The 12,975-nt window shown below is 63.1% G+C and carries 16 protein-coding genes and 1 other RNA gene; 14 read left to right on the forward strand and 3 right to left on the reverse strand.

What is annotated here, in order from left to right; translation table 11 throughout:
* The first annotated feature begins 3 nt into the window (after positions 1-3).
* The 8 genes from hisF (at position 4) to tssA (ending at position 4,685) form a co-directional block, all read left to right on the forward strand.
* The gene (hisF, locus tag B4920_RS01555) at positions 4-762 is read left to right on the forward strand and encodes an imidazole glycerol phosphate synthase subunit HisF (RefSeq protein WP_079432838.1); all 759 of its coding nucleotides are present in this window, start codon (positions 4-6) and stop codon (positions 760-762) included.
* Positions 759-1,151, forward strand: coding sequence for a phosphoribosyl-AMP cyclohydrolase (hisI, locus tag B4920_RS01560; protein ID WP_079432839.1), 393 nt, complete (start codon positions 759-761; stop codon positions 1,149-1,151). Before hisF ends, hisI begins: the two co-directional genes overlap by 4 nt.
* Positions 1,148-1,474: a phosphoribosyl-ATP diphosphatase gene (locus B4920_RS01565; protein ID WP_079432840.1), complete on the forward strand. Its 327-nt coding sequence runs from the start codon at positions 1,148-1,150 to the stop codon at positions 1,472-1,474. The genes hisI and B4920_RS01565 overlap by 4 nt, the downstream gene beginning before the upstream one ends.
* Before the next feature lie 13 nt (positions 1,475-1,487).
* Positions 1,488-1,835 (forward strand): histidine triad nucleotide-binding protein, encoded by a 348-nt coding sequence (locus tag B4920_RS01570; protein WP_079432841.1) that lies wholly within the window; start codon positions 1,488-1,490, stop codon positions 1,833-1,835.
* A gap of 18 nt (positions 1,836-1,853) precedes the next feature.
* Entirely contained in the window at positions 1,854-2,081 is a 228-nt protein-coding gene (tatA, locus tag B4920_RS01575) for a Sec-independent protein translocase subunit TatA (protein WP_079432842.1), read from the forward strand.
* 106 nt (positions 2,082-2,187) lie between these two features.
* Positions 2,188-2,709: a Sec-independent protein translocase protein TatB gene (gene tatB, locus B4920_RS01580; protein ID WP_079432843.1), complete on the forward strand. Its 522-nt coding sequence runs from the start codon at positions 2,188-2,190 to the stop codon at positions 2,707-2,709.
* A complete protein-coding gene (gene tatC, locus B4920_RS01585; protein ID WP_079432844.1) occupies positions 2,706-3,443 on the forward strand; it encodes a twin-arginine translocase subunit TatC in 738 nt (245 codons plus the stop codon). Before tatB ends, tatC begins: the two co-directional genes overlap by 4 nt.
* A gap of 150 nt (positions 3,444-3,593) precedes the next feature.
* The gene (gene tssA / locus B4920_RS01590) at positions 3,594-4,685 is read left to right on the forward strand and encodes a type VI secretion system protein TssA (protein WP_161493218.1); all 1,092 of its coding nucleotides are present in this window, start codon (positions 3,594-3,596) and stop codon (positions 4,683-4,685) included.
* A gap of 52 nt (positions 4,686-4,737) precedes the next feature.
* Here the strand turns inward: tssA and B4920_RS01595 are convergent, their stop codons facing one another.
* The 3 genes from B4920_RS01595 to B4920_RS01605 form a co-directional block, all read right to left on the reverse strand.
* Positions 4,738-5,199, reverse strand: coding sequence for a winged helix-turn-helix transcriptional regulator (locus tag B4920_RS01595; protein ID WP_079432846.1), 462 nt, complete (start codon positions 5,197-5,199; stop codon positions 4,738-4,740).
* Between the two features lie 179 nt (positions 5,200-5,378).
* On the reverse strand, positions 5,379-5,918 hold the full coding sequence (locus B4920_RS01600) for a Spy/CpxP family protein refolding chaperone (protein ID WP_079432847.1): 540 nt from the start codon (positions 5,916-5,918) through the stop codon (positions 5,379-5,381).
* Between the two features lie 85 nt (positions 5,919-6,003).
* Positions 6,004-7,503 (reverse strand): M48 family metalloprotease, encoded by a 1,500-nt coding sequence (locus B4920_RS01605; protein ID WP_161493219.1) that lies wholly within the window; start codon positions 7,501-7,503, stop codon positions 6,004-6,006.
* Between the two features lie 175 nt (positions 7,504-7,678).
* Between B4920_RS01605 and B4920_RS01610 the strand changes: the two genes are divergently transcribed.
* From B4920_RS01610 to recR, 6 genes are all read left to right on the forward strand, one after another.
* Positions 7,679-8,371 carry a response regulator transcription factor gene (locus B4920_RS01610; RefSeq protein WP_079432849.1) on the forward strand — a complete coding sequence of 231 codons (693 nt, stop codon included), beginning with the start codon at positions 7,679-7,681 and terminating at the stop codon, positions 8,369-8,371.
* Positions 8,368-9,804 (forward strand): ATP-binding protein, encoded by a 1,437-nt coding sequence (locus tag B4920_RS01615; RefSeq protein ID WP_216819708.1) that lies wholly within the window; start codon positions 8,368-8,370, stop codon positions 9,802-9,804. The genes B4920_RS01610 and B4920_RS01615 overlap by 4 nt, the downstream gene beginning before the upstream one ends.
* A gap of 33 nt (positions 9,805-9,837) precedes the next feature.
* Positions 9,838-9,936, forward strand: an RNA gene (ffs, locus tag B4920_RS01620) — signal recognition particle sRNA small type.
* 108 nt (positions 9,937-10,044) lie between these two features.
* Positions 10,045-11,991: a DNA polymerase III subunit gamma/tau gene (gene dnaX, locus B4920_RS01625; RefSeq protein ID WP_079432850.1), complete on the forward strand. Its 1,947-nt coding sequence runs from the start codon at positions 10,045-10,047 to the stop codon at positions 11,989-11,991.
* 21 nt (positions 11,992-12,012) lie between these two features.
* Entirely contained in the window at positions 12,013-12,336 is a 324-nt protein-coding gene (locus B4920_RS01630) for a YbaB/EbfC family nucleoid-associated protein (protein ID WP_079432851.1), read from the forward strand.
* 37 nt (positions 12,337-12,373) lie between these two features.
* Positions 12,374-12,970, forward strand: a complete 597-nt coding sequence (gene recR, locus B4920_RS01635) for a recombination mediator RecR (RefSeq protein ID WP_079432852.1) — start codon at positions 12,374-12,376, stop codon at positions 12,968-12,970.
* The last annotated feature ends 5 nt before the right edge of the window (positions 12,971-12,975 follow it).

The raw sequence follows: 12,975 nt of genomic DNA on the forward strand, positions 1-12,975 counted from the left end.
TTCATGCTCGCCAAACGCATCATTCCCTGTCTTGATGTCAGTGCCGGTCGCGTCGTCAAGGGCATCAATTTCGTCGAACTGCGCGATGCCGGCGATCCGGTCGAGGTCGCTCGCCGCTATGATGAGCAGGGGGCCGACGAGATCACCTTCCTCGACATCACCGCCAGTTCCGACGACCGCAACATCATCTTGCATGTGGTCGAGCAGGTGGCTGAACAGGTATTCATCCCGCTTACCGTTGGCGGTGGCGTGCGGACCGTCGACGACGTGCGTCGTCTGCTCAATGCCGGTGCCGACAAGGTCAGCATCAACACCGCCGCGGTGAACAACCCGCAAGTGGTGGCCGATGCGTCCGGCAAGGTCGGCAGCCAGTGCATTGTGGTGGCCATCGACGCCAAGCAGGTGTCGCCGGGCAAGTGGGAAGTCTTTACTCACGGTGGGCGCAATCGTACCGGGCTCGATGCCATCGAATGGGCCCGGCGTATCGAGTCCCTCGGCGCCGGCGAAATCCTGCTTACCAGCATGGACCGGGACGGCACCAAGAATGGTTTTGATCTGGAGCTGACCCGCGCAGTCTCCGATGCGGTTTCCATTCCGGTTATCGCCAGTGGTGGTGTCGGCAGTCTCGAGCACCTGGCCGATGGCGTCACCAAGGGCCGCGCCGATGCGGTGCTGGCTGCCAGCATCTTTCATTTCGGCGAGCATACCGTGCGTGAAGCCAAGGAACTGATGCGCGCCCGTGGTATAGAGGTGCGCCTGTGAGCAACGCTGCCTGGCTGGAAGAGCTGGCCTGGGACAAGGACGGGCTGATCCCGGCCATTGCACAGGATGCTGTAACCGGCGATGTGTTGATGTTCGCGTGGATGAACCGCGAGGCCTTGGCCAAGACGGCCGAACTCGGTGAAGCCGTATATTTCTCGCGCTCCCGCGGGCGTCTGTGGCACAAGGGCGAGGAGTCCGGCCACACGCAGAAGATCCGCGAGATCCGCGTCGACTGCGATAGCGACGTGGTGCTGCTGAAGATCGAGCAGGTCGGCGGCATTGCCTGTCACACCGGACGGCGCAGCTGTTTTTTCCAGAAATACTTCGCCGATGGCCGCTGGGAGGCCGTCGACCCGGTTCTCAAAGACCCGAAGGACATATACAAATGATCGACATCGAAGTGCTGCACCGGGTGGCGCAAACCCTCGCCGAGCGCAAGGAAGCCAGCCCTGAGTCGTCCTACGTCTCGAGTCTGTTCCACAAGGGCACCGACGCGATTTGCAAGAAGGTCGCCGAGGAAGCAGCCGAGACCATCATGGCGGCCAAGGACAAGGATCTGCTCCACGTAGTGTGGGAAGTCACCGACCTGTGGTTCCATACGATGGTCTTGCTTGCCCATTACGGCCTGTCGGTGGATGACGTGCTCGCCGAGTTCCGCCGCCGCGAAGGCGTGTCGGGGATTGACGAGAAGAAGTCCCGCACCGCCAAGTAAGGGAATTTTTGCGATGCAAGACTGTCTGTTCTGCCGTATCGTCCGGGGCGAGATCCCGGCGGCAAAGGTGTACGAGGACGACGAGCTGCTGGCCTTCAAGGACATTCAGCCCCAGCGTCCGGTTCACGTGCTGGTCATTCCGAAGAAGCATGTCACTTCGCTGGCGCATGCCACGCCGGAGGACATTCCCGTTTTCGGCAAGATGCTGGTCGTGGCCAACCAGATTGCCGCCGATCAAGGAAGTCCCGAGGGCTTCCGGTCCATCATCAATACCGGTCGCGTCGGCGGGCAGGAAGTCATGCATGTGCACATGCACATCGTAGGTGGGCAAGAGCCGGTCGGGCCGATGCTTAAACGGTAGTTTCTAGGAGATTTTTGAATGGGTTCATTCAGCATTTGGCACTGGCTGATCGTTCTGGTGATCGTGATGCTCGTGTTCGGTACCAAGAAGCTGCGCAACATCGGGCAGGATCTCGGTGGGGCGGTCAAGGGCTTCAAGGAAGGCATGCGTGATGCCGACCAGGGCGCTGGCGACGCGAACCAGAAGATCGCCCCTGGCAGCGGTCAAACCATCGACGCGGAAGCGCGGGAAAAGAACAAGTCCTGATCCCGCTCCCGCGTCAGTCGCGGAGGAGGGGCGCATCAAGCCGCCCCTCTTTTCGTTTCTGGCCCTGGTGTTCGGTGGTTGGGGCAATACACGTTAGGCAAATCGAATGTTCGACATCGGTTTTTCTGAACTCGTAGTCATCGGCATCGTGGCTCTCCTGGTGCTTGGACCCGAGCGTCTGCCCAAGGTGGCGCGCACCACAGGGCACCTGCTCGGCCGTCTGCAGCGCTATGTGTCCGATGTGAAGTCCGACATCAATCGGGAAATGCAGCTCGACGAGCTAAAACGCCTCCAGGAGGAGGCCCGCAAGACGGCGATGGAGTTCGAATCCTCGGTACGTAGCGAGGTCGCCGGTATCGAGAGCGGCGTTGCGTCGTCCCTGCAGTCCGCCTCGTCGGCCGTTGCCGATCTGGAGAGCAGTTTCAAGGAAGTGTCTGATTCCTCCCAAGCATTACCCGCACCCGCTTCCGAGCAACTGGCCCACGCGGCTCCTGGGGCTGCATCCGCCGCGCCGCTGGATGCTGAACTCATGCCCGATACCATGTTGATGCCTGATCCCATGCACGAGCGCTCGCTGGAGGGGGATTTCAAAGATCCGGCGATTGAATCCAAGAGTTCCAAGACATGAGCGTTCAGGAAGACAGCTTCATCTCCCACCTCATCGAACTGCGTGACCGGCTGCTGCGCTGCGTGATTGCGTTGGTGATTGCTTTTGCCTGCCTGATGCCGTGGGCGGGTGACATCTACGATGTTCTTGCCCATCCGATGATGCAGGCGTTGCCCGAAGGCACCCGCATGATCGCCACGGGCGTGGTCACGCCTTTCTTCGTGCCGATGAAGGTCACCCTCATGGTGGCCTTCGTGATCGCCTTGCCCATCATGCTCTACCAGGCCTGGGCATTCATCGCCCCGGGGCTGTACGCCCACGAAAAGCGCCTGGCACTTCCGCTGGTAGTCGGTAGTACCCTGCTTTTCCTGGCTGGCATGGCGTTCTGTTACTTTTTCGTATTCGGCACCGTCTTCAAGTTCATTGCCACCTTTGCGCCGAAGAGCATTACCCCGGCGCCGGATATCGAGCAGTATCTTTCTTTCGTGATGTCCATGTTCCTGGCTTTCGGCATCACGTTTGAAGTGCCGGTCTTCGTCATCATCCTGACCAAGATGGGGGTGGTCGACGTGGCCAAGTTGAAGGAGGCGCGTCCCTACGTGATCGTCGGTGCCTTTGTGGTTGCCGCCGTCGTTACACCGCCTGATGTCGTCTCCCAACTGCTGCTGGCCATTCCCATGTGCCTGCTGTACGAGTTGGGTATATTTCTCGCCCGCTTTGTCACGAAGGGACACATAGAAGCAGCGGCTGAGTGATACAACTACGAGGGACGCGGATGCGTCCTTCGTACTTTTGGGTGCTCATCCCGGCATCACTGTGCGCCATCCGTCGACAAGGCTAATGACATTGGTATTTTTCTTGGGCATCATCGAGGCCTTCCCAGAACTTGTATGCAGGTGGCCCCGATGGATTTCTCTGAACTGCTGCGTCCGCTTGAGCGCGCGGATGGTCCGTGTGGCGAGGACTTGTCGTTCTCGGCCGAGTTCGATGTGCTCCAGGAGGCACGCCGGTTCGATGACCCGACCCTGGCTCAGGGCGAGTGGGTGACCGAGATCAAGGAAGCCGACTGGGCCGGTGTGGTGCGCCTGGGTTCAGATCTGCTGGCCCGTCGGAGCAAGGACCTGCGTCTGGCCGCGTGGCTTGCCGAAGCAAGGTGCAAGCGCGACGGTCTGGCAGGCCTGGCCGATGGCTATGAGCTTCTGCTCGGCTTGTGTGAGCGATTCTGGGGTGAGATCCATCCCCTGCCGGATGAGGATGGGAGCCAGGAGTTGCGTGCCGGAGTGCTGGATTGGTGGCTGGCGCAAACGACGCGTTTGCTGCGGGAGATTCCTCTGTCTCGTTCTCCGAAAGGTGTCTATAGCCTGTTGGCCCAGGAGCAGGCGCGTAGCCATGGAGGGGCGTCCGAACAGCCAGGGCAGGGGGCCCAAGGCAGTGGTCATGGCGAGTTGCTGGCCACGCTCGATGCTGCGATGCGTGGTACACCAAGGCAGCATTTCTTCGACAGCTTGCGCGAGATCGAACGACTGAAGGTCGCCATGCATGGCTTGCAGACTTTCCTTGATTCCCAAATGGGTGAAGCCGCGCCGTCCTTCGGTGCGGGCCTCGATGTGCTCGATGATCTATCCAGGAGTCTCAGGCGTTACCTGGGGCCGGAAAGCGAAGGTGTTCCCGGTGAAGCCACTCCCCGTGGCGTGCCTGGCTCTGATGAGGTCTTGATCGACGCTCCTGTGTTCGACGGGGGCGGACCTGGACGGCCGTTCGGGGCTCAGGCCATTCATTCGAGAGCCCAGGCCATTCATCAGCTCGAACTGATCGCGGCGTACTTCCGGCAGACCGAACCTCATAGCCCGGTGGCCTATCTGGCTGACAAGGCCGTCAAGTGGGGGCGCATGCCCCTGCATGAATGGCTGCGCAGCGTGGTGAAGGACGACGCAGTCCTTTCCCGGATGGAGGAGTTGCTGGGGCTTGAGGGGCGGCCTGGCATGGCTCCTGATTGACGACAGGCCCGGCGTTCGCCTGGACGCGTGGTCCGTGATGCCTGGCTTCCCTTCAGGGGGTTACATAGAGGCTTTCCTTCAGCTCCTCCATGACCACGTAGCTGCGGGAGTCGGCCTGAGGGGGCAGTTTGTGCAGGATGCTGCTCAATAGCTTGCGGTAGTCATGCATTTCCGCGAGGCGGGCCTTCACGAGATAATCGAAGTCTCCCGACACCATGTGGCATTCCATCACCGCCGGGATCTGCTGCAGTTCGTGTTTGACCTTGTCGAAAATCTCCTCGCATTTCGCGCTGAGGCGGATTTCGACAAAGACAAGCAGCTTGAGGCCCAGGGCATGGGGGTTCAGGCGGGCGTGATAGCCGGTGATGAAACCTTCGCGCTCCAGCCGACGGACCCTTTCGGTACAGGGGGTGGCAGACAGGCCGATGCGCGCTGCCAGATCCGTCATGGTTATGCGGCCATCCTGCTGCAGGTGGTCCAGGATTTTTCGGTCGATTGGATCGAGATCTCGCATCAGATGCATTCCTTATGAACTGAAAAAAGTGGGGTTTCGCCGTTGGGCCCGGATTGGCTCATCGGAAATGGCGGTATTGCCGTGTCGTTGCTGAAAGGGCAATGACCAGACCGCCGTACGACGATCTGGTCATGCCGCGGAGCATGAGCCTGCTCGATGGGGTCACGGAGGAACGCTGGTCAGCCGCGCCGTGCCGGGCTGCGGTTGTCCTCGGGGGGCGGGAGCTGTGGATGCCGGGGGCCGCGCGTCTCGAATTCCGCCTTGCGTTCGTCCGCCTTCTTGCGCTGTTCCGGGGTCAGGAGCTGGTAAACCTTGTTCAGATTCGCCGTACGGATCTCAGTAATTTCTGCGGAGGCCCTGGCGCTGCGTTCGGCCAGCGCCTTGACCTTGCCTTCATCGTATTGCGCCGAGAAGGTGAGCGCGCGCAGTTCTTCGTGGCTCTTGCGGATTTCCTTGGTCTTTTCCCTGAGCACGGGGGCCTGTTCGTGGAAGACCTTGAAGATCTGATCCCGCTGGCCCTCGCTCAGGTTCAGGTCGCGCAGGAAGGGGAACGGGGGAATTCCGTCGCCGTGCATTCCGGACTCCGGTCCCGGCCAGAATCCGTGCCGTGCCGGCCCATGGCAGTGCTCGCCGGCACCGGCAGCCTGGGCAAGCATGGGGAGACCGACGATGCCGATGCTCATCAGTGCGGCGGGAAGGATATTTTTTGGCAGTTTCATTGCACTCTCCGGAAATTGATTGGGCGCATCAGGGGGGATCAACCTGATGGCACGGAATTTTCGTGCGCTGGGGGGTAAAGGGCAGTTATCTGCCTGTAAATGCCGGTAAAGAGAATTTGTCTGCGTGTTTGGAGAATGTGCCGTTGCCTTGTTGCGCCTCCTTTTGTTGGGAGCGGAGCATGTCCAGCCGACTTTCGACGATGAGTTGGTCGCGCTTGTCGCCACCGGGGCTTTTCAGGGCCAGTTCGAACTGCTCGAGGGCGCTGCGGGTGTTGCCGACGGCCGCGTGGTACTCCCCTTGATGAAAATGGGACTTTTGGGTGAGGCCAAGGGCCGCGGCAGCTTCTGCTGCGATCTGGTGCAGATCAGGATCCTGGGGGCGTCGGATGATGCGTGTTTCGGCGAACTCGAGGGCTGTGCCGAAGTCCCTGGCCTTGATCAGCAGGCGCGGGTAGTCGTAGACCAGCTGCAGATGATCCGGATAGCGTTTCAGGGCAACTTCGTAGCGCAGCCGGGCGGCATCGTGCTGCCCCGACTGGGTGAGAACCTGGCAGGCCAGCGCTTCGATCATCGGGTGCCGAACCTTGTCCCGCTCCAGTTCCGTGAGTTCCCGCTCGGCGGCAGCGAAATCCTGAGCCCGCAGATAGGCTGCAGCCAGTCCGTAGCGGAGGGCATTGCGATCCCGGTAGCGGCCTTCCTTCAGATCCGTGGCGAGACGGGTCACGGTTTCCTGAGGTTGCCCGTCGTAGCTGCGCAGCAGGGCCCGGACGAGGTTGTATTCCTGGCTGTCGAGGACCTGCTTGTAGGTGCGGGAGAGCGCACGGTCCTGGGCCTCGGCAACGCGTTCGTGGGTGAGTGGGTGGGTCCGCAGGTACGAGGGAACGCTGGCTGAATCGGCCAGGCGGGTGGCCTGTTGGAGGCGCTCGAAAAAGCTGGCCATGGCGCGCGGGTCGAAGCCGGCGTTCGTCAGTAGCTGAAAGCCGATGCGGTCCGCTTCCTGCTCGTGCTCGCGCGTATAGTTGATCTGGCTCTGGATCTGGGCGGCGCTGACGCCCGTCATCGCGGCCATGGCTGCTTGGCCGTTGCCGGTGCCGGCTGCGATGAGGGCGCCGAGCATCGCAGCGATGGACAGGGCTTGATTGCCCGCCTGGCCGGCGATCTGGCGGACGATGTGGTGCTGGGAGACGTGGCTGATTTCGTGCGCCAGTACGGAGGCCAGTTCGCTCTCGCTCTGCGTGGCGAGAATCAGGCCGGTGTTGACGCCCACATGTCCGCCGGGCAGGGCAAAGGCGTTGAGCTCCCTGGAGGCCACGGCAAAGAACTCGAAAGATTCCCTGGCTGTGTCTGGGTCGGCCTGGATCAGGCGTCGTCCAAGGTTTTCCAGGTAAGCATTGACCTCCGGGTCGTCGAGCCATTCGCCGCTGGCGCGCAGGCTCTGCATGCTCTGTGCGCCAAGCGCCTGCTCCATTTGCGGGCTGACGACCGCAGCCGATGCTTCGCCCAGTTCCGGAAGTTGTGCGGCATTGGCGATACCGCCGAGAAGCAGGGCGATGGCGAGGCTCTTCAGGCGAAAGCACGGGTTCATGGCAATGATGGAAATGCCGCAGATGGTGAGTGAAATCTTCGCGGAGGGCGCTGTTAATCCCTGTTTGTGAGGTGTAAAGGGATGTAAATGCGGGTAAAAACACCTGGGCCCGTGTGCGTATCCGGCTTCGCCCGCACGTATCATTTCCGCTGAAGCCACAAGAGTAAGCACGAAAATGAGCAAGGTTTTGCTGGTAGACGACGACGTGGAACTGTCTTCCATGTTGAGCGAATACATCTCGCAGGAAGGTTTTGCCGCCGATTGCGTGCATGACGGGGAGGCCGGTGTCGCTGCTGCGCTGGCTGGCGGCTACGACATCGTCGTGCTCGATGTGATGATGCCGAGGGTCGGTGGGATCGAGGCCCTGCGCCGCATCCGTGCCCAGAGCAAGGTGCCCGTACTGATGTTGACTGCCAAGGGCGATGACGTGGACCGTATCGTCGGGCTGGAACTGGGTGCCGACGACTATGTGCCGAAGCCGTGTACGCCGCGAGAGCTGGTTGCACGCCTGCGGGCGATTCTGCGGCGGACCCAGGCGGCAGCGCCCGCCGAGGCCGTCAGCGGAGGGCCGTTGGTCGCTGGTGCGCTGTGCATGTGGCCGCAGATGCGTCGTGCGCAGTGGCAGGGGGCGCCGCTGGAGCTGACCAGCACCGAGTACAATCTGCTGGAGACGCTTGTGCGCCACGCCGGTCGGGTGGTGAGTAAGGCCGAACTCTCCGAGCAGGGCCTGGGCCGGCCGTTGGCCCGCTTCGATCGCAGCATCGATGTTCATCTTTCCAGCATCCGCCACAAGCTGGGTGCGCGTCCCGACGGCCGGTCCTGGATCGAGACGGTGCGCGGCCTGGGCTATCAACTGGTGCGCGAATGAGACTGGGACGGCTGTTCTGGAAGTTCTTCTTCGCGTTCTGGCTGGCTCTGTTGCTGGCTGGCGCAGGGGTCGGGAGCGCGGTGTGGTGGCATCACCAAGGTGAGATTGAGCGTCTGGCGCGTGAGCGGGATCCATTTGTCGCCGGCGGGCCCAGAGCGACGACTGCGGTGGCTGTGGCGGAATCCGTGCTGCGCCACGGCGGAGCAGATGCCTTGCGGGCGATGCTGGCCGACCTGTCGCGGGAGCGCTGGCCACAATTGCTGGTAGTGGACGCACGTGGCAACGAACTGCTGGATCGGCCGGTGTCTGCGGAGTCGGTGGCCGCTGCCAGGCAGCAGGCTAGGCTGGGCGAAATGCATCGGGCGGCGCGCTTGGTTGAGCTGCCGGAGGGGCGTGGTGCTTGGTTGTTGTTCGTGCCGGCCGGCGGGCCGGAGTTGCGTCCTCCGCTCCCCCCTTTGTCCCGCCTGACGGGACGCCCGGGAGAGCTGCCGCGGGAGTTCAGGCCGGGTTTTGAACGCCGGCCGGCCGAGCCGAGTCCGTGGATGCCGGTGGGCATTGGCTTATTGGCGAGCATTGCGTTCAGTGCCTTGCTGGCGTGGTATCTGTCCAAACCCATCCGCAATCTGCGCTGGGCGCTCGGCGCGGTTGCCGAGGGGCGGCTGGAGACCCGGGTCAGGCCTTTGATGGGCGCCCGGCGCGACGAGATCGCCGATCTCGGCCAGGACTTCGACCGCATGGCTCAGCAGCTTCAGTCGCTGATCGGTGCCCAGCGCCGTCTATTGCACGATGTGTCCCACGAATTGCGTTCGCCGCTGGCGCGCCTGCAGGCGGCCATCGGGCTGGCTCGGCAAGATCCTGCCAAGCTTGATGCGACGCTGGAGCGGATTGAACGCGAGGCGGTGCGGCTCGACGAAATGGTCGGCCAGCTGCTGACCATCGCGCGGCTGGATGCAGGTACCCGCGATAGTCGGGAAGATGTGGTGGAACTGGTGGAACTGGTGGCTGAAATTGCCGATGATGCACGTTTCGAGGCCCGGGCCAGGGGGCGGGAGCTGCGTTTTGCCGGGCGCGACGAGGCCGAGCTGCAGGTCGGTGGCGAGCTGATTCAGCGCGCCTTCGAAAACGTGATCCGCAATGCGGTCAAATACACCGGCGAAGGCTCCGAGGTGGAGGTTGATGCATGGGTGGAGCACGAGCAATTCATGTTGAAGGTGGCCGATCGTGGGCCGGGCGTGCCGCAAGGGGACCTGGAGGCTATTTTCGAACCCTTTTACCGGGCCCCGAACGGTAGCTCGGCGGGTGGGTTCGGCCTCGGTCTGGCCATTGCCCGGCGGGCGGTGACGGCCCATGGGGGCGAGATCCGGGCCTATAACCGGGAGGGCGGGGGGCTGGTGGTCGAGATCACGCTGCCGCTGAATCTCCAAAAGGATTAGGCGTCGCCGGGCCAAGCTGTTAGAATGCGTCGTGGCGGGTCTCCCCGCATTGCAGCGCGGTGAACCTGGTCAGGGCCGGAAGGCAGCAGCCACAGCCGTTCCCTGCAAGTGCCGGGGGTCAGGCTCGCCACCCCGAATTCAGAAAAGGGCGTCCCAGCGGGGCGCCCTTTTCATTTATGCATCCCGTTCATGCTCGCATCCATCGGACTGCCCGACGGGCGGGCCTGCTAGAATTCCGCCATGGCTTACCAAGTACTTGCCCGCAAGTGGCGCCCGCGCAGTTTCGAGACGCTCGTCGGGCAGGAGCATGTCGTGCGTGCGCTGACCCACGCCCTTTCCACCGGGCGCCTGCATCATGCCTACTTGTTCACCGGTACGCGGGGGGTGGGAAAGACGACGATTTCCCGCATCCTGGCCAAGGCGCTGAACTGCGAAACCGGGGTGACGGCGACGCCGTGCAACCAGTGCTCCGCCTGTACCGCCATCGATGCCGACCGCTTCCCCGACTATGTGGAAATGGATGCCGCGTCCAACCGGGGCGTGGATGACATGGCGGCGTTGCTCGACCAAGCGGTCTATGCGCCGGTCCAGGGGCGCTACAAGGTTTACATGATCGACGAAGTGCACATGCTGACCGGGCATGCCTTTAATGCGATGCTGAAGACCTTGGAAGAGCCGCCGGAACACGTCAAGTTCATCATCGCGACCACCGATCCGCAGAAGATCCCGGTCACCGTGCTGTCCCGCTGCCTGCAGTTCAATCTCAAGCAGATGCCGCCGGGGCACATCATCGGCCATCTCACACGCCTGCTGGAGGCCGAGAGTGTGCCCTTCGAGCCGGGCGCACTGCGCCACATCGCCAAGGCGGCCAATGGTTCGATGCGGGATTCCCTGTCGCTGCTCGATCAGGCCATCGCCCACGGTGCCGGCAAGATTGAAGAACTGGCCGTGCAGGACATGCTGGGTACGGTGGGCGACGATCATCTGTATGCGGTTCTCGACGCGCTGTGCAGCAACGATGTGCAGGCCCTGATGGCCACCGTCGAGGCCATGGAGGCACGCAGCCTGTCCTTCGAGTCGGCGCTGCAGTCGCTGGCCGGCCTCATCCACCGCATCGCGCTGGGCCAGATGGCGCCGGCGGCGCTGACCGACGAGAGTGAAGCCAGCCGGCTGGCGCCTTATATCGAAGCCTTCGACGCGGAATTCCTGCAACTGGCCTACCAGATCGCCGTGCATGGACGTGATGAACTGTCGCTGGCGCCGGACGAGGTTACCGGTTTCTCGATGACGCTGTTGCGTCTGTTCGCGTTCAGGCCCGAACAGCCCGCGGCGCTCGGCGGTGTGCTGGCCGGTGGTGGTGGCGGAGCAGGGCAGGCCCGCGTGCTGCCGGAAGCCGGTCAACGTCCGGTCACGCCGCGTGTCTCGGCTGCCCCTGTGTCTCCAGTTGCCGCGCCGGCTCCGGCCGCCCAGAAGACGCCTGCCGTAGTGCCAGAGCCTGCTGCGAGCCGCCAGGATGAGGCGCGTGCCCTGCCGCCGCAGGCTGTGACTCCGCCGCCGCTCGAGTCACCACGGGGTGCGCCTGCCGTGGCGGCTCCGCAGGAGACGTCTTCGGATTACGGCAGTAGCGTTCCTCCCTGGGAGGATCTGCCGCCTGAGGCGGATGAACTCGCGCCCGTCCGGCGTGCCGAGTCGCGCTCTGTGTCGGCGGAGCGGGGTCAGGTCGAGCGGGTGGTCCCGGTTCGTGCCATCGAGTCACCCGTTACGGCCAGCGAGCCCGCTCGCGTACCGGGCGTGCTTCCGGCGTCCGGCGACGACTGGCATGGATTGCTGAACCAGCTGGGCTTGGGAGCGCTGAACCTGCAGCTGGCGCAGAACTGCGAATTGCTGGGCGTCGACGGCGACGGCTTCAAGCTGCGCCTGTCCCAGGCCCACCAGCACCTGCTGCAGATCAACCGCAGCGGCGCCGAGCGGCTGCAGGAGGCGCTGACCGCCCATCTTGGCAGGCCGATTCGTGTCAGCATCGAGGTCGGCACCATCGCCACCGAGACCCCGGCCCAGCGCAACCAGGCCGAGAAGGCCGAGCGCCATGCGGCGGCGGTGGCTTCGCTCGAGCAGGATCCCTTTGTCCGCGAACTTATCCAACGTTTTGATGCGAGGCTGGAAGAGGCCTCGGTCAAACCCCTTTGAACCTATCTGGAGTACATCGTTATGATGAAAGGCGGCATCGCCGGCCTGATGAAGCAGGCTCAGCAAATGCAGGACAACATGAAGAAAATGCAGGACAGCCTCGGCGGCATCGAGGTTGAAGGCCAGTCCGGCGCCGGCATGGTCAAGATCACCATGACCTGCAAGTACGACGTGCGTCGCGTGAACATCGATGCGTCCGTGCTGGATGACAAGGAAATGCTGGAAGATCTGATCGCCGCGGCGGTGAATGACGCCGTGCGCCGTGTCGAGACGACGACCCAGGAGAAGATGGCCGGTTTCACTGCCGGGCTGAATCTGCCTCCCGGCTTCAAGCTGCCGTTCTGATCGGCCGCATGATACGACGCAGCGCGCAGGTCCTCCGATGAGTTCGCCGTCCAGTCTCGACGTCCTGATCGAGGCCTTGCGCTGTCTGCCGGGCGTGGGGCCGAAATCGGCCCAGCGGATGGCATTCCATCTGCTGCAGCGGGACCAGCGCGGCGCGGCGCGGCTGGCGACGGCCCTAGGGCATGCGCTCGAGGTGCTGCGCCATTGCTCCCGCTGCAATACCTTCTGTGAAGAAGAGGTCTGCAATCGCTGCGCCAATCCCCAGCGGGACGCAAGCCAGTTGTGTGTCGTCGAGATGCCGGCCGATCTGGCGATGCTGGAGCAGACGCATAGTTACCACGGCCTGTATTACGTGCTGATGGGGCGCCTGTCGCCCCTCGACGGCATCGGGCCGAGGGAGCTCGGGCTGGAGAAATTCCTGCACCGAGCCTGCGACGGCGTGGTGCAGGAAGTCATCCTCGCCACCAACTTCACCAACGAGGGCGAGGCGACCGCCCACATGATCTCCGAACTCCTGCGCAGCCGCGGCCTCAAGGTCAGCCGTATTGCGCGCGGCATTCCCGTCGGTGGCGAGCTGGAGCATACGGACACCGGCACCATCGCCCAGGCCCTGGTCGAGCGCCGTTCCCTTTAGCCGTT

The sequence above is a fragment of the Zoogloea sp. LCSB751 genome, assembly GCF_002028455.1.
Lineage (GTDB): Bacteria > Pseudomonadota > Gammaproteobacteria > Burkholderiales > Rhodocyclaceae > Zoogloea.